General features: G+C 45.5%; 18 protein-coding genes. 7 read left to right on the top strand and 11 right to left on the bottom strand.

Annotated elements, in window-relative coordinates:
• Positions 1 to 46 precede the first annotated feature (46 nt).
• From ACYVAA_RS13760 to ACYVAA_RS13720, 9 genes are all read right to left on the bottom strand, one after another.
• Positions 47 to 1,153: an alkene reductase gene (locus ACYVAA_RS13760; protein WP_460542646.1), complete on the bottom strand. Its 1,107-nt coding sequence runs from the start codon at positions 1,151 to 1,153 to the stop codon at positions 47 to 49.
• Between the two features lie 27 nt (positions 1,154 to 1,180).
• A complete protein-coding gene (locus tag ACYVAA_RS13755) occupies positions 1,181 to 2,161 on the bottom strand; it encodes an aldo/keto reductase (RefSeq protein ID WP_460542644.1) in 981 nt (326 codons plus the stop codon).
• A 21-nt stretch (positions 2,162 to 2,182) separates the two neighbouring features.
• Positions 2,183 to 3,172 carry an LLM class oxidoreductase gene (locus ACYVAA_RS13750; protein ID WP_460542642.1) on the bottom strand — a complete coding sequence of 330 codons (990 nt, stop codon included), beginning with the start codon at positions 3,170 to 3,172 and terminating at the stop codon, positions 2,183 to 2,185.
• 1 nt (position 3,173) lies between these two features.
• Complete coding sequence (locus tag ACYVAA_RS13745; protein ID WP_460542640.1) at positions 3,174 to 4,376, bottom strand: MFS transporter; 1,203 nt, start codon at positions 4,374 to 4,376, stop codon at positions 3,174 to 3,176.
• A gap of 2 nt (positions 4,377 to 4,378) precedes the next feature.
• Positions 4,379 to 5,122, bottom strand: a complete 744-nt coding sequence (locus tag ACYVAA_RS13740) for a type 1 glutamine amidotransferase domain-containing protein (protein WP_460542638.1) — start codon at positions 5,120 to 5,122, stop codon at positions 4,379 to 4,381.
• Positions 5,123 to 5,248: 126 nt separating this feature from the next.
• Entirely contained in the window at positions 5,249 to 5,815 is a 567-nt protein-coding gene (locus ACYVAA_RS13735; protein ID WP_460542636.1) for a Crp/Fnr family transcriptional regulator, read from the bottom strand.
• A 170-nt stretch (positions 5,816 to 5,985) separates the two neighbouring features.
• Complete coding sequence (locus ACYVAA_RS13730; protein WP_460542634.1) at positions 5,986 to 6,954, bottom strand: CobW family GTP-binding protein; 969 nt, start codon at positions 6,952 to 6,954, stop codon at positions 5,986 to 5,988.
• Positions 6,955 to 7,024: 70 nt separating this feature from the next.
• Positions 7,025 to 8,218, bottom strand: a complete 1,194-nt coding sequence (locus ACYVAA_RS13725; protein WP_460542631.1) for a zinc metallochaperone GTPase — start codon at positions 8,216 to 8,218, stop codon at positions 7,025 to 7,027.
• Between the two features lie 13 nt (positions 8,219 to 8,231).
• Positions 8,232 to 8,702, bottom strand: a complete 471-nt coding sequence (locus tag ACYVAA_RS13720) for a MerC domain-containing protein (RefSeq protein WP_460542629.1) — start codon at positions 8,700 to 8,702, stop codon at positions 8,232 to 8,234.
• 115 nt (positions 8,703 to 8,817) lie between these two features.
• Here ACYVAA_RS13720 and ACYVAA_RS13715 point away from each other — a divergent pair, with 115 nt between their 5' ends.
• The 3 genes from ACYVAA_RS13715 to ACYVAA_RS13705 are packed head-to-tail and all read left to right on the top strand — an operon-like array spanning position 8,818 to position 11,238.
• Positions 8,818 to 9,474, top strand: coding sequence for an ABC transporter ATP-binding protein (locus tag ACYVAA_RS13715; RefSeq protein WP_460542627.1), 657 nt, complete (start codon positions 8,818 to 8,820; stop codon positions 9,472 to 9,474).
• A 5-nt stretch (positions 9,475 to 9,479) separates the two neighbouring features.
• Positions 9,480 to 10,811 (top strand): ABC transporter permease, encoded by a 1,332-nt coding sequence (locus ACYVAA_RS13710; protein WP_460542625.1) that lies wholly within the window; start codon positions 9,480 to 9,482, stop codon positions 10,809 to 10,811.
• The gene (locus ACYVAA_RS13705) at positions 10,804 to 11,238 is read left to right on the top strand and encodes a DUF3299 domain-containing protein (RefSeq protein WP_460542623.1); all 435 of its coding nucleotides are present in this window, start codon (positions 10,804 to 10,806) and stop codon (positions 11,236 to 11,238) included. The genes ACYVAA_RS13710 and ACYVAA_RS13705 overlap by 8 nt, the downstream gene beginning before the upstream one ends.
• Before the next feature lie 177 nt (positions 11,239 to 11,415).
• On the opposite strand, the gene ACYVAA_RS13700 is transcribed toward ACYVAA_RS13705, so the two are convergent.
• Positions 11,416 to 12,195, bottom strand: a complete 780-nt coding sequence (locus tag ACYVAA_RS13700; protein ID WP_460542621.1) for a DUF4625 domain-containing protein — start codon at positions 12,193 to 12,195, stop codon at positions 11,416 to 11,418.
• Positions 12,196 to 12,540: 345 nt separating this feature from the next.
• Positions 12,541 to 12,921, bottom strand: coding sequence for a Fur family transcriptional regulator (locus ACYVAA_RS13695; RefSeq protein WP_460542619.1), 381 nt, complete (start codon positions 12,919 to 12,921; stop codon positions 12,541 to 12,543).
• A 114-nt stretch (positions 12,922 to 13,035) separates the two neighbouring features.
• On the opposite strand from ACYVAA_RS13695, the gene ACYVAA_RS13690 reads away from it, so the two are divergent.
• From ACYVAA_RS13690 to ACYVAA_RS13675, 4 genes are all read left to right on the top strand, one after another.
• Positions 13,036 to 15,279 carry a TonB-dependent receptor gene (locus ACYVAA_RS13690; RefSeq protein ID WP_460542618.1) on the top strand — a complete coding sequence of 748 codons (2,244 nt, stop codon included), beginning with the start codon at positions 13,036 to 13,038 and terminating at the stop codon, positions 15,277 to 15,279.
• A 15-nt stretch (positions 15,280 to 15,294) separates the two neighbouring features.
• Positions 15,295 to 15,771 (top strand): DUF4625 domain-containing protein, encoded by a 477-nt coding sequence (locus ACYVAA_RS13685; protein ID WP_460542616.1) that lies wholly within the window; start codon positions 15,295 to 15,297, stop codon positions 15,769 to 15,771.
• 243 nt (positions 15,772 to 16,014) lie between these two features.
• Positions 16,015 to 17,424: an alkaline phosphatase PhoX gene (locus ACYVAA_RS13680; protein WP_460542614.1), complete on the top strand. Its 1,410-nt coding sequence runs from the start codon at positions 16,015 to 16,017 to the stop codon at positions 17,422 to 17,424.
• Between the two features lie 250 nt (positions 17,425 to 17,674).
• On the top strand, positions 17,675 to 17,911 hold the full coding sequence (locus tag ACYVAA_RS13675; RefSeq protein WP_460542612.1) for a hypothetical protein: 237 nt from the start codon (positions 17,675 to 17,677) through the stop codon (positions 17,909 to 17,911).
• The last annotated feature ends 151 nt before the right edge of the window (positions 17,912 to 18,062 follow it).

The raw sequence follows: 18,062 nt of genomic DNA, 5'->3' as shown, positions 1-18,062 counted from the left end.
GGAGGGATGTTTTACATTCTTTGTAAGGTTTCCATCCTTACAGTTCTTAGTTGTTTTGAAATATTGGGTAGTCCGTGTAGCCTTCATGGCCTCCCCCAAAGAATTTCTCTTTCCTGACTTGGTTCAATAGCAAGCCGTGCTTTAAACGGAAAGGGAGGTCTGGATTGGCGATAAACGGACGGCCAAAACCGATAAGGTCTGCCCAGTTATTCTCCAGTGCTTCTTCGGCTTTTTCACGGTTATAGTTTCCTGAATAGATGAGGGTTCCCTTAAAGGCCTCCCGGTAGGCTTTTCTGAAGGCCATGGGCATTAACGGGGCATTGTCCCAATCGGCTTCGGCAATATGGATATAGGCTATCTCCAGATCATTAAGCATTTCTGCAGCCGCAATGTAGGTTTCCTGGGGATTATCGTCTATGGCGCCCATCAAAGTAGTCAACGGAGCCTGTCTGACGCCAACCTTCTCCGGGCCGATGGCATCGGCAACGCCCGTCACCACTTCCTTTAGAAACCTTAATCTCTTTTCTAAAGTCCCTCCGTATTCGTCTTCCCGGAGGTTGGTCTGGGAATCAATAAACTGTTCAATGAGATAGCCGTTGGCTCCATGTAACTCTACTCCATCAAATCCCCCTGCCATTGCATTTTTTGCTGCTTGTACATAATCGTGGATGATGTTTTTTATTTCGGGAACGGTCAATTCTCTTGGCATGGAATGCTGTACCATTTCTCCTTCCCCGGTAAAGGCTTCTTTTCCCTCTTTGGCCAGAAAAACCTTAACGCCTTCCGCTAGGAGGGCAGAAGGGGATACAGGTGCCTGGCCGTCTTCCTGGAGAGTGGTATGGGAAATCCTACCTACGTGCCAAAGTTGGGCAAATATTTTTCCGTCGGCCTTATGGACAGCATCCGTTACTGCCTTCCAGCCTTCGATCTGTTCCGGAGTGTAAATGCCCGGGGTCCAGGCGTATCCCCGGCCTTGCCTGCTGATGGGGGTTCCTTCAGAAATAATCAGCCCGGCAGAAGCCCTTTGAGAATAGTATTCTGCCATCAGTTCAGTAGGGACTTCTCCTTTTCCCGCTCTTGAGCGGGTCATGGGGGGCATTACTATTCTGTTTTTTAAACTGATCTCTTTTAAATGATAACTATCGAATAACATCGGTTTTACTGTTTAGGAAACTAGGTTTTATTTAAGGGAGGCCAAATGCTTATTGATCAGAGCCCTATCTGCTTCGGCAACATCTAAGTTCATCGCTGCTGCATTGGAGATGACCTGGGATTCATTTCTTGCCCCGGCCAAGGTCACTGTCATACCTGGCTGGTTCATCGTCCAGTTGAGTACCAACTGAGCTAGGGTAGCTTGGTACTGTTCAGCAATGGGCTGTAATTCGTCCAGCACCTTTTTGATGGCTTCCAAATCAAACTGCTTGAAATAGCCATTTCTATGGTCGCTATCTTCCAGCTTACCTTCCTTAAAGTACTTTCCGGTAAGCAAACCACGCTCCATGGGGCTGTAAGCAATCAAGCTTAGTGCTTCAGTTTGGGCATAAGGCAGCAAGTCAGCTTCAATACCACGTTGCAGCATGCTGTAGGGTATTTGGTTGGAGCTAAGGTTTAGGGTTTGTTGTGCTTCTTTCAATTGGTCAACATTGAAGTTGCAGACCCCTGCCGCCCTGATTTTACCTTGTTCCAAAAGGCGCTCCATGGCTTCCATGGTTTCACTTATGGGAGTGCTGGAATCTGGCCAGTGCAATTGTAACAAATCGATAAAATCGGTCTTCAATCGCCTCAGGCTTTCTTCCACTTCTTTTACTACATTTTCTTTTGAGGCATATTTATAGATAGCATAATTCTTTCCCCGGTCTTCTGTATCGAAGAAGTAGTCACCTTTCCCATGGTTACTTCCATCCCAAACAAGGCCAAATTTGTTCAAAATCTGAATGTTCTCCCTTTTCTTTCCTGCAAGAGCCTTTCCGATCAATTCTTCACTTCTTCCCAAACCATAAAATGGCGCAGTATCCAAGGTAGATATGCCGTTGTCCAGGGCTGCATGAATGGCATTTATGGAATCCTTTTCTTCATTTCCTGCCCACATGGTGCCTCCGATGGCAAAGGCTCCAAAGGCAATGGGTGAAACGTCAATCGAGGTATTTCCTAATTTTCTCATTTTTATCATTGTGCTTATTGTTTATTTGGGCAGGCAGTCTGCCATTTGGTTTTTAAAATGGGGCAATACTTTTTGTCCAAGCTGTTCCAAGGCTTCTTCTATGGGCAGTTCGGACCTGCGGAGGTGAATGGCCATATGGGAAACGCCGGCTTTTTGATAATCCATCATTAAGTCGGTTAGCCGGTGGATGCCGATCGAACCGCCAAAACGTCCTGCGGAAAATGCAGCGTCTTTGTCTTTTAGCAAATTCAAATGGAAAGCAGTGATGTAGGGCTTTTCGGGCTGCTCACTGTCGTACAGTGCCTCACGCCAGTTCAGTACCATTTGTTGCGCCTGCTCTACCGGCCGTGGGTAGTTAAACCATCCGTCCATGTTTTGGGCAATCCAATCCATGGACTGTTGTGCCCTTCCCGCCAGGACTACCGGCAGCTTTTGCCTTGGTTTTGGATACACCTGATAATTCCCGTTGAGGTTTTGATAGTATTGCTGAAGGTGATGCTCTTCCTTCCAAGCTTCTTGTAGGACATCATAATGGGCACGGAAGCGTTCACTTCTCCCTTCGGGGTCGGTACCAAACACAGCAAACTCCACCGGCCTGTCGCCCAGACCAAGTCCTAGAATAAACCTGCTACCGGAGAGTTGCTCTATTGTTGCCGTGGCCTTTGCCAATTGAAGCGGGTGGTGCAGGGGCATGACCATGGCAGCAGTGCCCAGCAGAATATTGTCTGTAATTCCTGCTAGATAGCCAAGGTAACTCAGCGTATCAAAAAGCTGCGCACCATCTCCAAAAGAGGGGTCATACAAGGGTACTTCCCTTAGCCATAGTGTGTTAAAACCCAGTTGGTCAGCCATTTTTGCACGGACTAAATGGCGGTTCATATCGGGAACACCAAAGGGTCTTCCTTCTTCTTTTCGCTTTTTCTCTCCTTGGATCGACCAGTCGTTGTCTAAGGGCATTTCGAGTCCTATACTCATTCTCCCCGGATGATGTAACTTGCAAATGGTATCCATATTAAGCCTCCTTTCTGTGGCTGACCATTGTCAGCATAAAACCTATAAAGACTAAGATGGCCCCGATCCATGGAGTGGCTCCTACACCCAAACTGGACTCTACGATATATCCCCCCATGACGGAACCAATGGCTATCCCGACATTAAATGCCGCAATATTCAGCGCAGAGGCCACGTCCTCTGTTCCAGGGGCATATTTTTCCGCCATTTGAACGATATAAAGCTGAAGAGCTGGAACATTGGAAAAGGCCAATATGCCCATGAAGAAGAGGGTAATGACCGCTGCCACTTTAAAGGGGACTGTAAAATACAATACCAAGAGGACCAAGGCCTGCAAGAGGAACATACTCATAAGCGCTTTGCCCGGCTTTTTGTTGGACACCTTTCCTCCAATAATATTGCCCAGTGCAATGGCAATCCCATAGACCAAAAGCAGTAAGCTGGTCATGTCAGCAGAAAAACCGGTGACCTCTTCAAGCAATGGCGCCAAGTAGGTGAACGTGACAAAGGTCCCACCATAACCTAAGGCCGTAATGGCCAGTACCAAAAGCACAGATGGGCTTTTGATGACTTTCAGTTGATCCACCATCCGGAGCTTTTTACCTCCCTTAATATTGGAGGGAACCAGCAGGGCACTTGCAGCGGCTCCGACCAGACCTAAGATGGATACGCCTATAAAGGTCGCCCTCCATCCGAAATTTTGGCCTATGAAGGTGCCCAATGGAACTCCCGTGACAATGGCCAGTGTAAGCCCTGAAAACATCATGGCGATGGCTGAAGCCCTCCTATCGGAAGGTACCAAGCTGGCCGCAATGGTAGCACCGATAGAGAAATATACCCCATGGGCAAAACCGGTGAGCACCCTGGCCATTACCAATACGCCAAAGCCCGGTGCCATGGCGGCCAAGACATTGCCCAGTATAAATACCAACATTACTCCCAACAGCAGCTGTTTTCGGGGAAGTTTGCCGGTCAAGGCAGTGAGAATGGGAGCACCTATGGCTACCCCTACAGCATACAAGCTCACAAGTAGCCCCGCTGATGAAATGGAAATGGCGAGGTCCTGGGCCACGGTAGGCAATAAGCCCACAATCACGAATTCAGTGGTTCCTATACCAAATGCACTAATGGTTAATGCCCAAAGTGCAGCCGGCATGCTTTTCTTTTTGGCCGGTCCTGCGGCCACAGTTGCCGTTGTACTCATCCTTACTTGGTCTTAAGTAATGAGACAATTTCAGTGGCTACCTTATGCGCAGAGGCAGGGTTTTGGCCGGTTACCAAACGGCCATCAACACTTACTTTTTCTGACCAGTTGGCACCTTTTACGATGGTTGCCCCCCTTTCCAAAAGTCTGTCCTCCAATGAAAAGGGCACGACTTCCTCCAATTCTACGGCCCTCTCTTCTTGGTTGGAAAAGGCACTTATATCTTTACCCTCTACCAAGTAGGACCCATCGGAAAGCTTGATGTTTACCAAGGCTGAAGGGCCATGACAAACGGCTGCGACAATACCGTTTTGCTCGTAAATTTGAGCCGCTATTTCAGCTAAGGCCTCGTTTTCTGGGAAATCCCACATCGTGCCGTGACCGCCGGCATAATATATCACATCATACGCTTCGGGGGCCACCTGTGCAGGGGAAAGGGTACGGTTGATCTTGTGCTGGAAAGTTTCGTCTTCCCAGTACTTTTTATTCACCGCATCCTCTAAATCAAACCCATCTACCGGAGCTTTTCCTCCTTTGGGGCTTACCATATCAATTTGGTAACCCGCTGCTTCAAACACCTCGTAGGCGTGCGTGGCTTCACTTAAATAGAAGCCCGTGGTTTTTCCCGTGTTTCCCAAGGTTTCGTGGCTTGACAGCACCATCAGGATTTTCACCTCTTTGGATTGTTGGGCCAGAAGAATTCCACCGGTAAAAAGTAAGGCGATAAGAATGGTTAATTTTTTCATGGTTTTCTATTTTGTTTCTGGTACAAAATTCCATGAATTGTCAGACCTGTACGAGGAGCTAGGTCACAAGAATCGGGTGCGCCAACTCACCCCAAAAAAGTGATGTATATCACCTCCTTTTGGGAACTAAAGCCTGCTTAATGTCTCTCTGCTCACCCCAAGAAAAGAGGCAAGCAGCCGCTTGGGGACACGCTGTATGAGGTGGGGAAGTTTTTTTAGGATTTCACTGTATCTTTCTTCAGCAGATTGGGTGAGCAGAGAAAGGATTCGTTGCTGTAAATTAATGTATCCAAGGTTCGATTTGGTCCTGAAAAAATTGGCCATTGCAGGAACTTCGGCACAGATCTTTTCCCGATCAAGGAAGGCAAGGGAGAAAAAGGTGGAGTCTTCCAGGCAATCTACATTTATCGTTGCTTCCTTCTGGAACTGATAGGCGAAGTAATCGCTGACCCAATAATTTTCCATTCCAAACTGAAGGATATGCTCTTTCCCTTTATCGTCAATGGCGTAGGACTTTACCAGCCCTTTGACAATCCAGAATTCGTTGTCCACTTTTTGTCCCTGTTGCACCAAGAAGTGGTGCTTTTTAAGTCTTCTCAAGTGGAAGTGGGGGGCAATAAATTCCCATTCTTCATCGGAAAGTTGGGATATTTCTTCAATATGAGACTTTAGTAGTAAATGCTCTCGGGTCACGGTGAATGAATTCTGGTTAATAAAATAAAAGTAACGAATTCCCTAAAATAATGATTCATGAAAAACAGAAGGCACCCAAGTTTTGCAGGAATGGTACGGGACTTCTGGGCATACTTCTCCCCAAGCGGGCAAGTGATGGGGAAGATTTGCTCATTTAAATTTCTTTGGAGTTATGGGGCTTGTTTTGAAGCCACTGTCTTGTTGATCATTCTCTCCAATGATTTTCGCTCGAGCCCCTTGCCAATAAAGACCAATTGGGATTTGGGATAGGGGCGTTTTATTTCTCCCTCCAAAGGCGCTAAATGAACTTGTCGGCCATGTGTCTGGACTAAATGTGGAACGGGGCTGTCTTTTAGCCAAACGAGTCCTTTCATTCGGTAAAGTTGATGATAACTCAGGAAGAAGGTCAGGGTAAGTTGATTGAGGAGCATTTCACGGTCAATAAGTTCTTCCACTTCAAACAACATGCTCTTCAAGGGATGGGGGGACTTGTTTGCTGTTTCGGGTATGGTCTTGGCAGGGTCCCAGGGATTTTTCTGTTGAGAGAAAATATCATGGGGAATTTGTCCATGGTCGCTGACGATTACTTCGGCAAGGGAATTGATCCCTTGTACCAGTTGGACCAGACTGGGCAGGTAGGAGGGGGAAACCAGGGATTTTTTGTTCAGCACCATCAAATCCGCTGCGGCGAGCTGGCGGCTGACCTCAGGAATTTCTTCAATCCAATCTTCCACCACCGTAGCGTCCACTACACAAATTACCTGTTGGAGTTGGAAGAAGTTAGCCACTTCCTCTTGCCTGAAAAGGGCTACTATTCCGCCGGGGTCAGCCACTCCCGAAGCCTCAATGAACAGATTGTCCGGTTGGACATCCGCATTGAGGATAGCGGCCAATACTTCCACCAGTTCATTGTCCAAGGTGCAGCAGATACAGCCATTGTTCATTTCAAAGAGGGAACAATACCGCGTTTCAACCAAGTGGGAGTCAATGGACACTTTACCAAATTCGTTTTCAATGATGATGTTTTCCTCATCTTTTTTGGCGGCTAAAAGACCGTTCAAAACAGTGGTTTTTCCTGCTCCCAAAAAACCGGTCAATAGGTAAACGTTGATTTTAGTGGGAGGTGTTGGCAGTGACATATGGGGTGAAATTTAAATTTATGTAGGGGATACCTGATCCCCTACATTGGGTAGAATAGTTGGCTGATTTCTACAGGGGCCATTCGTCCTTTAAGGCGTTGTTAAGAGAGAAGTTTCCTTGGTCACTTTCCCTCACCAGGCATGCCTTAAGTTCATTGGTAATGGCTTCCTCGTCCAAATCCTGGCCTATGATTACCAGCTCGTTCATGCGGTCACCGTATTGGCCATCCCATTTTTCGGCAATCAGATCACGGTTGTCCAAGTAGCTGGGATTGCGCAGGCGTTCTTTTTCAGAGTAGGCAGCCCACCAGGTACCGAAGGTCTCCGCCTTCAATGAGCCACCTGCCTGACTCCATAGCAGGGCATGTTGGGGCCTGGAGGCCAACCAAAAAAGCCCTTTGCTTCTTACAACATTGCTGGGCCAGGAATTGCTGATATAGTTCCAGAACCTCCCCGGGTGGAAGGGTCTATGCTCCCTGAATACAAAACTACTGATGCCATATTCTTCCGTTTCTGGAACATGCTCTTTGTTCAGCTCCTTGAGCCATCCGGCCGCTTGCTCCGCTTTATTGTAATCGAATAAGCCGGTGTCTACAACTTCTTTGATGCTTACCTGTCCATAAGTTGTGCGGATGATGTTAGCCTCCGGATTCAGTTTGATCAATAGCCCTTCCAGTAGCTTAAGTTGGTCTTCAGAAACGAGGTCGGTTTTGTTAAGGATGATGACATTGGCAAATTCTACCTGATCGGTAAGGAGATTGACGATCGACCTGGCATCTTCTGGATCATCGGTCATTTGACGGTCGAGAATGGTCTCGGCCGAACCGAAGTCACTGAAGAAATTGAAAGCATCCACCACGGTCACCATGGTATCCAACCTACTGATATGACATAAGTCCAGCAGACTATCTCCAGTTTCAAAGGAAAAGGTCTGGGCAACAGGAATGGGCTCCGAAATTCCAGTGCTTTCTATGAGCAGGTAGTCAAAATTCCTTTGACGGGCAAGCTTTTGTACTTCCTCGATGAGGTCTTCTCTTAAGGTGCAGCAGATACAGCCATTGGACATTTCAATAAGCTTTTCTTCTGTCCTGCTCAGCTTTATTTCATTCTTGACCAGCTTCGCATCCACATTTACTTCGCTCATGTCGTTGACGATAACGGCCACTTTATAGCCTTCCCGATTTTGGAGGATATGGTTGAGCAAGGTCGTTTTACCCGCCCCCAAAAAGCCGCTGAGTACAGTTACAGGAATTTTGCTTGACATAGGTTGATGGTTTTTAATTTTCCACGGCAGTGTGACCGTTTTTTGATTTTTGGATACAGTGCCAATTCATATAATGGCCTGCGCTTACTACCAAAGCACCCACCGGAGTAATGAAATGCTCCATGGGCAGCGCATGCTTATTTTGGTTAACTAACTGAATCGGACCCGTGGGAAGAATGCTATGTTCTATGGCACCATGGCCAAAGAAGATCCCTATCAGGATGGTCCCAAAGCCAATAATGACGAATAGTAAGGGAAGCCAATTATGATGGTGGTTCCTAAAACCATGGGACAGGGCAAAGACTGCAAGAAGGAGGCTCAGCAGCATGACAGTGTATTCAATCCAGTGATTCAATAAGAAACCCAAGCCGATAAATGGCAGGACAGTGATCAATGCAGGTATTGCCACACAATGGATGGCACAGACCACAGAAGCAGAAAATCCGATAAAGTCCAGGTGGTTGCCCAAAAAGGAATTTTTCATAAAAGAATTTGTTTGTGCAATTATGTTGCAATATTAATCGTTGAATTCTTTAAATGCAACAATATTGCAAATAAAGGTTTCGCTCCCTAGATTTGCGTCGACCAATTTTAATGACATGATCACGACTCGCGCTGTTTCATTTGAATACAATGAGAAAAACCAATTTGAATTTCCCGACTTATCGGTTACAGAAGGTTCGGATTTGCTGATCCTCGGAGAGTCCGGTATAGGCAAAACCACGCTTCTGCATCTGATCGCCGGCCTCTTGAAGCCCAAAACCGGTACGGTTGAGATTGGAGGAACGGATATTTCAACGCTGACAGGTAGGCAACTGGACCTATTTAGGGGTGCCAATATTGGCATAGTGTTTCAACGACCCCATTTTATCCAATCCCTCAGCTTGGAGGAAAACCTGGAGATGATCCAGCATTTGGCCCAAAAGCCCCACGACCCTTACCGGATCAAAAAGGTGCTGGATGAGCTTGGATTATTGGGCAAGCTGAAAAGCTCTCCTAAGCAATTATCCCAAGGAGAACAACAGCGGGCAGCCATTGCTTTGGCAGTTGTGAACCGGCCCAAGTTAATCCTTGCAGATGAACCGACCGCTGCATTGGATGATAAAAACTGCCATAGGGTCATCGAGCTGCTAAAAAGCCAGACAAAAAAATCAAGATCCAGTTTGATCATCATTACCCATGACCAGCGATTGAAGTCCGAGTTTACAGCCTCAGTGACCTTATCTCCCAAAAATGAAGTAGTTGCCTCCAATTGAATCCCATGAATATTTTCCGACTGAGTATTAAAAATGTGAGTGCCAAGCCACTTTCTACAGGCTTGAGCCTTTTGCTCTTATCCCTTGGCGTGGGCTTGATTTCCCTTATGCTGCATATTGACCAGCACCTCAAGGCACAGATGAATTCCAATATCCGTGGTATTGATATGGTGGTGGGGGCTAAAGGAAGCCCGCTTCAGTTGATTTTATCCGCAGTATTCCAAGTGGATGTTCCGACTGGGAACATCAAGCTTGCAGAGGCCGAGGCACTTTTGAAAAACAGGTTGGTCGAATATGGCATTCCCCTTTCCTATGGAGATTCCTATGGGGGCTTTCGTATCGTGGGAACCGACGAAAGGTATCCCGAAAACTATTCTATGAAGGTGGCCCAAGGAAAAAGTTGGGAAAAATCAATGGAAGTTACTATTGGGGCTTCAGTGGCAGGGAAGACTGGATTAACGGTTGGGGATACATTTTACGGTTCCCATGGCCTATCGGAAGGCGGTCACCTGCATGAAGATCAGGCTTATTTGGTGACGGGCATATATGAACATTCCGGTACTGTAGTCGACCAGTTGATATTGACAGGATTACAAAGTGTATGGGACATCCATGAGCGCCACGATCATGATGGAGGAGGACATGAAGAGGTCCACTCAGAAGAGCGTGGGGAGGACCTGCATGATCATAGGGTAGCAAGTGATTCCCATGCCGAAGGGGATGAACCGGCCCATGACCATAGCCATGATCATGATCACGAGGAAGGGGAAGGGCAGCATCCGGATGAGGAAGACAGGGAGATCACCGCCTTGTTGGTCAAGTTTAAAAATCCCTTGGGACTGGTCCAGCTCCCGCGTATGGTCAATGAAAATACCCCTATGCAGGCGGCACTGCCCAATTACGAGTTGAGGAAACTCTTCAGTCTAATGGGGATAGCCACCACCACGCTAAATATGGTGGCATTTATTGTCATGGTAGTTTCAGGAATTAGCGTTTTTATCAGCTTGTACTTGGGCTTGAGAGAAAGAACTTACGAGATGGCCCTTTTAAGGACCTATGGGGCATCCAAGTTCCAGTTGCTCGGAATGATATTTCTGGAAGGGCTGTCCATCGCTGTTTCAGGGTTTGTTTTGGGTTTGATATTCAGTAGGATAGGCTTGGTCCTGATGTCCGTATTGCTAAGGTCCGGGTACCATTATGATTTTTCCCTGGCCGGACCGATTTTGGGAGAGGGTTATTTGCTAATGGTGACCATGGCAATAGGTTTTCTTTCAGCCCTTATCCCGGCCATTGCAGTTTACAGAATAGATATTTCAAAAAGTTTGTCAGATGCTTAAATTTAGTTTGATTATTTTACTTTGCATTTCCGCCTTTACGGCTAATTCCCAAACTAGGATTACCTGGGATACTTTAAAGGATGTAAAGTTTACCGACAGGTACAGCAAAGAGGTAGATGCCTACTATTACTTTCCCAGTTTCGGCCCTGCTGTACTGAAACTGAACGGTAAGGAAGTAGTGATTCAAGGATTTTTACTGGAAATAGACGCGGAGGAGGATATTTATATTCTTTCTGCCAATCCCTTTTCATCCTGCTTTTTTTGTGGCGGAGCTGGACCGGAATCCATTATAGAACTTAAAGTCCCCAAAAACCATCCTAGCTTTGTAATGGATGAGGTAATGACTTTTAAGGGGAAGCTCAAACTCAATGCAACAGATGTATACCAGTGTAACTATATTCTGGAAAATGCCACTGTTTATAAATAAGCGGGCCAGGCTTTCAGTTTTGAGTCCCGAATGACAAAGTATTTGGAGCTCTTGGAGCATAAGAATTGTCCCTCGGTACTTCTAAAGGAATGATTTCCCGCAACAAGTCATATGGAGCAAAAAAAAAAACGGAGCTAAAATTCATTCAGCTCCGTTTTTTTAATTGCTGTATCAGTATCAATTGGCTGTCACATCAATGTGCGATTCATATTCTACTATGTTCCCTTCCTCATCTTCGACAATGAAAGTGACATGGTACTCACCCACTGGGGCGGTGGCCGGAACATCTATATGCTCATGGAACGTTGCTTCGGTAAGCCCATGGTAGCCTTCTTCAAATTCTTTTTCAAAATCCCACGCTACTTCACCAGCTCCTGGTGTAAGTCCATGAGAATGGATGTCAACCGTTATTTTGTGAATTCCATGCATGGCATTAATCATGAATTCTACATGGATATCCGTTCCACGAACCACCGTCTCGTCCATGTCAAAATCACTGACGGTTACAGGTGACATTATTTGCAGGTGTCCCTCTACCTCTGTGGTGTTTCCAACAGCATCGGTCACTTCCAATACCACATGGTACTCACCTTCCGGAGCAGTGGCCGGGATATCAATATGTTCATGAAAAGTGGGGTTTTTGACCAGATACTTTTCATCAGTGAAAGTTTCGGAATAATCCCACTCCGTTTCGTCTTCACCTACTTCCAGGTCATGTCCGTGGATAGTTACTTTGATGGAGGCAATGTTTGCCTCCGCAAGGATTTCCGCCTCCATATGGAGGTCATCACCGCGATAGGCTGTGCCATCAGTAGCATGAGAGCCGCCTTCGCCAAACTCAAAAGAAGAAATTACCGGAGCGTCAAAGGTCTGGTCTTCATCATCCTGGCAGGAAAACAGTACCCATGCCAATAGGGAAAGTAAAAATGCGTGTCTTAGTTTGTTTAGTTTTTTCATTTTAGAAAATAGATTTATTTGTGATTCAAGTTGTTGTACTGGTATTTGCCCATTTTTTTGCAACAGTTTAAAGTGAGGCAAAGAGGATAAGGCAGTTAATGACCTGTTCTTTTTCAGCTAAACAATGCCTCTTTGCAATTTTGTTGCACAAATATTATGCAATATTGTTGCAAATGCAAACCGTTGAAGGAAGATTATTTTAATGACGGTGGGAATAATTTTAAATAAAGACTACCATTGAGCTGGAGCAGGGGGGAATACATTACGAATTACAAATTGAAAAAGTACTCAGCAGATGGGTTGAGATAGGCCCAGGTTATTCGTCCAATTGTTATTAATAATCCTCTATTTAGGTTTCTGAGAGCAGCAGTTGGGGCAAATTCCCGAAGCTACAATGGTGATCGATTCAGTTTTATAAGCTGGGGGGATCGAAGCGTTAAGTTCTTCCGGTGCTAAACACGAAACGGTGTCACATTTTATACAGTGAAAGTGACTATGCTCAGAACAGGGATTGGTATGCTCATTATTATTCGCATAGCGGAAGTCACCGTTGGCATCCGGAAACCTTAGGATAAGCTTTTCTTTTTCCAAGCGCAACAATATTCGATAAATGGTGACCCTGCTGCAGGAATCCTTCATTTGCTTTTTGATTTCACCATAAGTTATGGGATGATCTGACGCTTTGATAATTTGAAGGATTTTGGACTTTGCGATGGTGTTTCCCATTATTTCTATTTTTATGCAGCAGTATTGCAAATGTTAATATTATTTATCTTATATGCAACATTGTTTCACTTGAATGTATTTGTATATTTGCAATATAATTGCATTTAACTTCTCATGATCCATCTTTTACTCCTTGTTTCCAGTTTATTTTCTTTGAGCTATTTCCCAGAACCAATCCTTTCGAAAGCTACTTATCCAAGTACCCAAGAAGGGTCTGAGCGGTTGGGTTTGGATACTGCTGTGTCCACTAAATTGGATACTTTTCCCAAATTTCATGAATTGGAAGAGGTGGTGGTGATTGATCAGGCAGAGATGATCAGAAGGGAAGCGTCCAACAGCATAGAACTGGTGAAGCAGGATTTCATTCGGGAAAATCGGGGCGGGAGTCTGATGAAATCGCTGGAACGCGTGCCTGGGATAAATTTAATAGGGATAGGTTCTGGTGCTTCCAAGCCCCTGATCCGTGGCTTGGGCTTTAACCAAGTAATGGTGGTGGAGAACGGGATCAAGCATGAAGGCCAGCAGTGGGGCGCTGACCATGGCTTGGAAGTGGATCAATATGCCGCTGACCGGGTCATAATTATCAAGGGCCCTGCCTCCTTTAAGTATGGATCCGATGCCATCGCCGGTGTAATAGATATCGGGGAAAAGCTGGCCCCTTCCGAGGAGGGAATCGGCGGATACATTGAAGTTGGAGCCCGGTCAAACAATGCTTGGTTTGGAGGTTCTGCCAATCTATTTGTTAGAAAAGGGAAGTGGTTTGCGGATGGCCGGTTCACCCTGGCCGATTATGGTGATTTTAGCGTACCTGCAGATTCTGTTTTCGTCTATGATTATGGAGTGGCGCTGTACAAGGGACATGTGCGAAACACCGCAGGCAAGGAGCTGGACTTTTCGGGAAGGATTGGTTATCTGGGTGAACATTTTCGCAATACCCTTATGGTCAGCAGTGTCCAAACTAAGTCCGGTTTTTTTGCCAATGCCCACGGATTGGAACCCAGGCGGGTGGATACGGAGCTTCATGATAAATCCAGCCGTGACATTTTGTTGCCCTTCCAGGAGGTGAGGCATACCAAACTGATCAATAGGTCCAGCTCTGCAGGCGGAAGGCATTTTATCCAACTGGATTTGGGCTATCAAAGAAATGACCGAAAGGAGTGGAGCCAATACGTCAATCATGGTTATATGCCAGCAATTTATCCCGCTGAAATTCCCTATCCATCGACAATGGAGCGGGCCTTTGACAAGGAAGTTTTTTCCTTCAATCTGAAAGATGAACTTTTCTTGAGAAATCATGAGCTATTGTTTGGGGCAAGTGCCGAATATCAGCACAATGATATTGGTGGTTGGGGCTTTTTGATTCCTGCCTTTAAGCAATATAGTTTTGGACTGTACGGGATAGAAAAATATAAAATCAATTCCCTATGGCAAGTTACCGCAGCTTTGCGGTACGACCATAGTCGGATAGCTGCAGAGAAATATCAGGATTGGTTTCCTAGTGTGAAAGAGGCTTCTCAAGCAGAGGAGAAGGATTACCTGTTCCGAGCAGAAGATTTTAAGCGGGAGTTTAACAGCTTGGTGTGGTCGGTAGGTTTTAATTACCTTCCGGGAGATTGGAGTCTTAAAGGTAACCTGGGGACGAGTTTTCGAATGCCCATTGCCAAAGAACTTGCGGCAAATGGCGTGAATTACCATTACTTTCGCTACGAAAGAGGCAATGCGGACCTTGACCCTGAGCAATCACTGCAGCTTGATTTGGGAGCCTACTTAAAGAAAGAAAAATGGCTGGTATCCCTTAGTCCTTTTGTCAATTATTTTTCCAACTACATTTACCTTAATCCTACCTCAGAACTGGACATTCTTTATGGGGCTGGAAACCAGGTGTTCAACTATACCCAGTCCGAAGTTTTACGTTATGGGGCCGAAGTGAACGTGGTGTATCAGCTGATCCAAGCATTGGGTTTTGAGTTTATAGGGGAGTACGTGTACAGTGAGCAAAAATCGGGAGCAAAAAGAGGATATACCTTGCCTTTTTCTCCTCCTCCATCAGCTATACTCAATGCCACTTATAAGCCTGCAGGTATTGGGGTTTTTAGCAGTCCCTATTTTGCGGTAGACTACCGTTTGACTGCCAAGCAAAGCCAAATCGTTCCTCCAGAGAAAATGACCGCGGCTTATCGGTTGGTAAACTTTCGTGCAGGAGCTTCGATCGCTATCTTTCGTCAGCAGATCCAGGCCGATATACAGGTGCAGAACCTGTTCAATACCCGCTATTACAACCATACCAGTTTTTACAGGCTGATCAATTTGCCCGAAGCAGGACGAAACATCAGTCTTTCCCTCAACTATCAATTTTAAACTATTAATAAGATAATGAAACTCAACATCAAGTCTCTTCTGTCTGTTTTATTGACGACCCTGCTCTTTAACGCCTGTAGTGAAGACGATAAGCCGAATATCGATTTGGAATATCCTGAGGTGATTGTAACTGAAAGCTCTTTTCCACTGCAATGCAGTGTGCTGGAGAGAGGAAGCACGGTAGCGTTTAAAGCACTCTTCAGGGACAATGTGGAGCTAGGGGGCTTCAGTATTGATATCCATCATAATTTTGACCATCATACCCACAGCACCGAGGTCAATGATTGTGGACTGGAGCCGGTCAAGTCCCCAACCGATCCTATGTTGTTTATTCAAACCTATTCCATTCCAGCAGGCCTTAAAGAATATGAAGGCACAGCGGTGATCGAAATTCCTGCAGCTGTAGACCCGGGCGATTACCACTTTATGATCCGTGTGACGGATAAGGAAGGTTGGCAGACCATTCAAGGATTGAGTATAAAGATTGAATAGCTCTTTGGTGTTAATGAAAAATAATAAATTATTAATCTGTCAATATTCGGTTAATTAAACGGTTAACTTATATTTGGGTAATAGCCATTGAGGAAAAGTACGTGAATGCTTCTTAATGGGAGGAATTATAGTCATCAACGCTGTTTGTTCTATAATGTATGCTTGATTTTCAAGGTCCCGGACAGCGAAGGGCGCTCCTATTAATTTTTATCATGAATCATTAAAATAAAGAGCAAGTAAAACATGAGTTCTACAAAGAATACTACACGGCGGGAGTTTTTCCTGAAATCCGGAATCGCTACCATTGGATTTATGGGGTTAAGTCAATTTCTACACTTACCGTCCATGGCCAAAAGAACCGAGAGTAAACTGATCACTGGATATGGGCCGCTTATGGATGATCCAGATAATATTTTAAGGTTGCCAAAAGGCTTTTCTTACAAAATTATTTCGCAAAAGGGAGAGCTGATGGATGATGGACTTTTGACACCGGGAAGACCGGATGGAATGGGGACTTTTCAAGGACCAAATGGCAAGGTGATCATCGTCCGAAACCATGAAAACAGTCCGGATGATCTAACAGAAGGTGGTTTTGGAAACAATAATGAACTGTTGAGCAAAATCAACGGTGATTACCTCTATGAAAAAGGGAATGGCATCCTTCCTGGATTGGGCGGAACGACCACCTTGATCTATGATCCAGTAAGCGAAAAAGTGGAAAGCCAATTTATGAGTCTGGCGGGTACTCTCCGCAACTGTGCAGGGGGAGTCACTCCCTGGGGCTCTTGGCTGACCTGTGAGGAATCTACCGTTAACCAAGGCGGGTATAATGGTCGGATGGAAGAGGATCACGGTTATGTTTTTGAAGTAGATGCCACGTCCAACATAGGGCTTCAGCAAGCCCTTCCGCTCAAAGCATTGGGACGCTTCAATCATGAAGCAGTAGCTGTGGATCCTAAAACCAGCATCGTGTACTTGACGGAAGACAGAGGTGACGGGCTATTTTACCGTTTTGTTCCCAAGGTACCCGGAAAATTATCCCGTGGCGGGAAGCTGCAGGCCTTGGCCATCAAGGGAAAGGAGAGTTGTGATACCAGAAATTGGGCCGAGCAGCAGGGGGAAAAGTTTCCAATCCAGCAGAGGATAAAGGTGGAATGGCTTGATTTGGAAAATATAGATTCGCCGGAAGACGACCTGAGGTATCAGGGCTTCAATAAAGGTGCGGCCTGCTTTGCCAGGGGAGAAGGCATCTGGTTTGGAGATAAGGAATTGTATTTTGCCTGTACCAATGGTGGCGAGATTATGGCCGGACAGGTATTCAGGTACATTCCCGGTCCTAAGGAAGGCTTGGAAGACGAGGGAAATGGAGGCGGTGAACTGGAACTCTTTGCGGAGCCAAACAACGAAGAGATTCTTAAAAGGTGTGATAATGTCGCCATAGCACCTTGGGGGGATCTGGTATTGTGTGAAGACCATCCCCATCCTTTTATTGTTGGGATAAGCCCAAGAGGTGAATACTATAAACTAGCCGAAAACATCGGTTTCGAAAGTGAATTTGCAGGAGGAGTTTTTTCTCCGGATGGTTCCACTTATTTTGTCAATATCCAAAATCAAGGGTTGACCCTGGCGATAAAGGGGCCTTGGCAAAAGTAAAATGGCCATGAAGTTAAGTAGGCACCGGGGATTCCCTCGGTGCTTTTTTTATATATTCGCATTTTATTTTTTTAGGTTTGTGGCTCGTCATCGTTCTTTCTCGAACCAATTTTAGGGGGAGGCAAGAGCGTTAATAAGATCAAGAGGATAATACATCTTCTTGGAATATACTTTGACGGATGAAATGATCCAACTCCTTTAATTTCCACAAATCAATTTGTCTAAATTGTGGTTTTTTCGGATTTTCAACATGATTAAAAAGGCCCTTTTCTTTTTTAGTTTTTGTTTGGTATGCATGGTCCAGGAGGGATTAGCTAAAGAACCGGATAGTTTATTGCAGGCATTATGTACAACCATAGAGGAGAGGGAAAGCTATGTACAGCTAAAAGAAGCACGGATCAAAGCACTGAAGAATGAATTTGAAGATAGGGATGTAAAGGATCTTAGCTTAACTTTTTCCCTATGCGGAGATGCTCAGCCAGAATGAAGTGATGATGTCTGCCGGATCATAGCCCCGGTTGGAGCCATGTTTATTTTCTTGTACAATTGGTCCAGTTCCATTAGCAATCGGGGGCTTTTGTCCAGCGCAAAAGCTCTTTCCAACAGTTCCTGTGCTTGGGCCTTCTTATCAAACTTAT

This window comes from Echinicola sediminis (assembly GCF_054777495.1).
Note: the sequence above shows the minus strand (reverse complement) of the source record. Positions and strands in the feature narration are given on the sequence as shown.

What these genes read in the sequence shown, in the direction of transcription:
- ACYVAA_RS13760 (WP_460542646.1), bottom strand. Translation starts at nt 1,153, where the DNA reads ATGTTATTCGATAGTTATCATTTAAAAGAGATCAGTTTAAAAAACAGA.
- ACYVAA_RS13755 (WP_460542644.1), bottom strand. Translation starts at nt 2,161, where the DNA reads ATGAGAAAATTAGGAAATACCTCGATTGACGTTTCACCCATTGCCTTT.
- ACYVAA_RS13750 (WP_460542642.1), bottom strand. Translation starts at nt 3,172, where the DNA reads ATGGATACCATTTGCAAGTTACATCATCCGGGGAGAATGAGTATAGGA.
- ACYVAA_RS13745 (WP_460542640.1), bottom strand. Translation starts at nt 4,376, where the DNA reads ATGAGTACAACGGCAACTGTGGCCGCAGGACCGGCCAAAAAGAAAAGC.
- ACYVAA_RS13740 (WP_460542638.1), bottom strand. Translation starts at nt 5,122, where the DNA reads ATGAAAAAATTAACCATTCTTATCGCCTTACTTTTTACCGGTGGAATT.
- ACYVAA_RS13730 (WP_460542634.1), bottom strand. Translation starts at nt 6,954, where the DNA reads ATGTCACTGCCAACACCTCCCACTAAAATCAACGTTTACCTATTGACC.
- ACYVAA_RS13725 (WP_460542631.1), bottom strand. Translation starts at nt 8,218, where the DNA reads ATGTCAAGCAAAATTCCTGTAACTGTACTCAGCGGCTTTTTGGGGGCG.
- ACYVAA_RS13720 (WP_460542629.1), bottom strand. Translation starts at nt 8,702, where the DNA reads ATGAAAAATTCCTTTTTGGGCAACCACCTGGACTTTATCGGATTTTCT.
- ACYVAA_RS13715 (WP_460542627.1), top strand. Translation starts at nt 8,818, where the DNA reads ATGATCACGACTCGCGCTGTTTCATTTGAATACAATGAGAAAAACCAA.
- ACYVAA_RS13710 (WP_460542625.1), top strand. Translation starts at nt 9,480, where the DNA reads ATGAATATTTTCCGACTGAGTATTAAAAATGTGAGTGCCAAGCCACTT.
- ACYVAA_RS13705 (WP_460542623.1), top strand. Translation starts at nt 10,804, where the DNA reads ATGCTTAAATTTAGTTTGATTATTTTACTTTGCATTTCCGCCTTTACG.
- ACYVAA_RS13700 (WP_460542621.1), bottom strand. Translation starts at nt 12,195, where the DNA reads ATGAAAAAACTAAACAAACTAAGACACGCATTTTTACTTTCCCTATTG.
- ACYVAA_RS13695 (WP_460542619.1), bottom strand. Translation starts at nt 12,921, where the DNA reads ATGGGAAACACCATCGCAAAGTCCAAAATCCTTCAAATTATCAAAGCG.
- ACYVAA_RS13690 (WP_460542618.1), top strand. Translation starts at nt 13,036, where the DNA reads ATGATCCATCTTTTACTCCTTGTTTCCAGTTTATTTTCTTTGAGCTAT.
- ACYVAA_RS13685 (WP_460542616.1), top strand. Translation starts at nt 15,295, where the DNA reads ATGAAACTCAACATCAAGTCTCTTCTGTCTGTTTTATTGACGACCCTG.
- ACYVAA_RS13680 (WP_460542614.1), top strand. Translation starts at nt 16,015, where the DNA reads ATGAGTTCTACAAAGAATACTACACGGCGGGAGTTTTTCCTGAAATCC.
- ACYVAA_RS13675 (WP_460542612.1), top strand. Translation starts at nt 17,675, where the DNA reads ATGATTAAAAAGGCCCTTTTCTTTTTTAGTTTTTGTTTGGTATGCATG.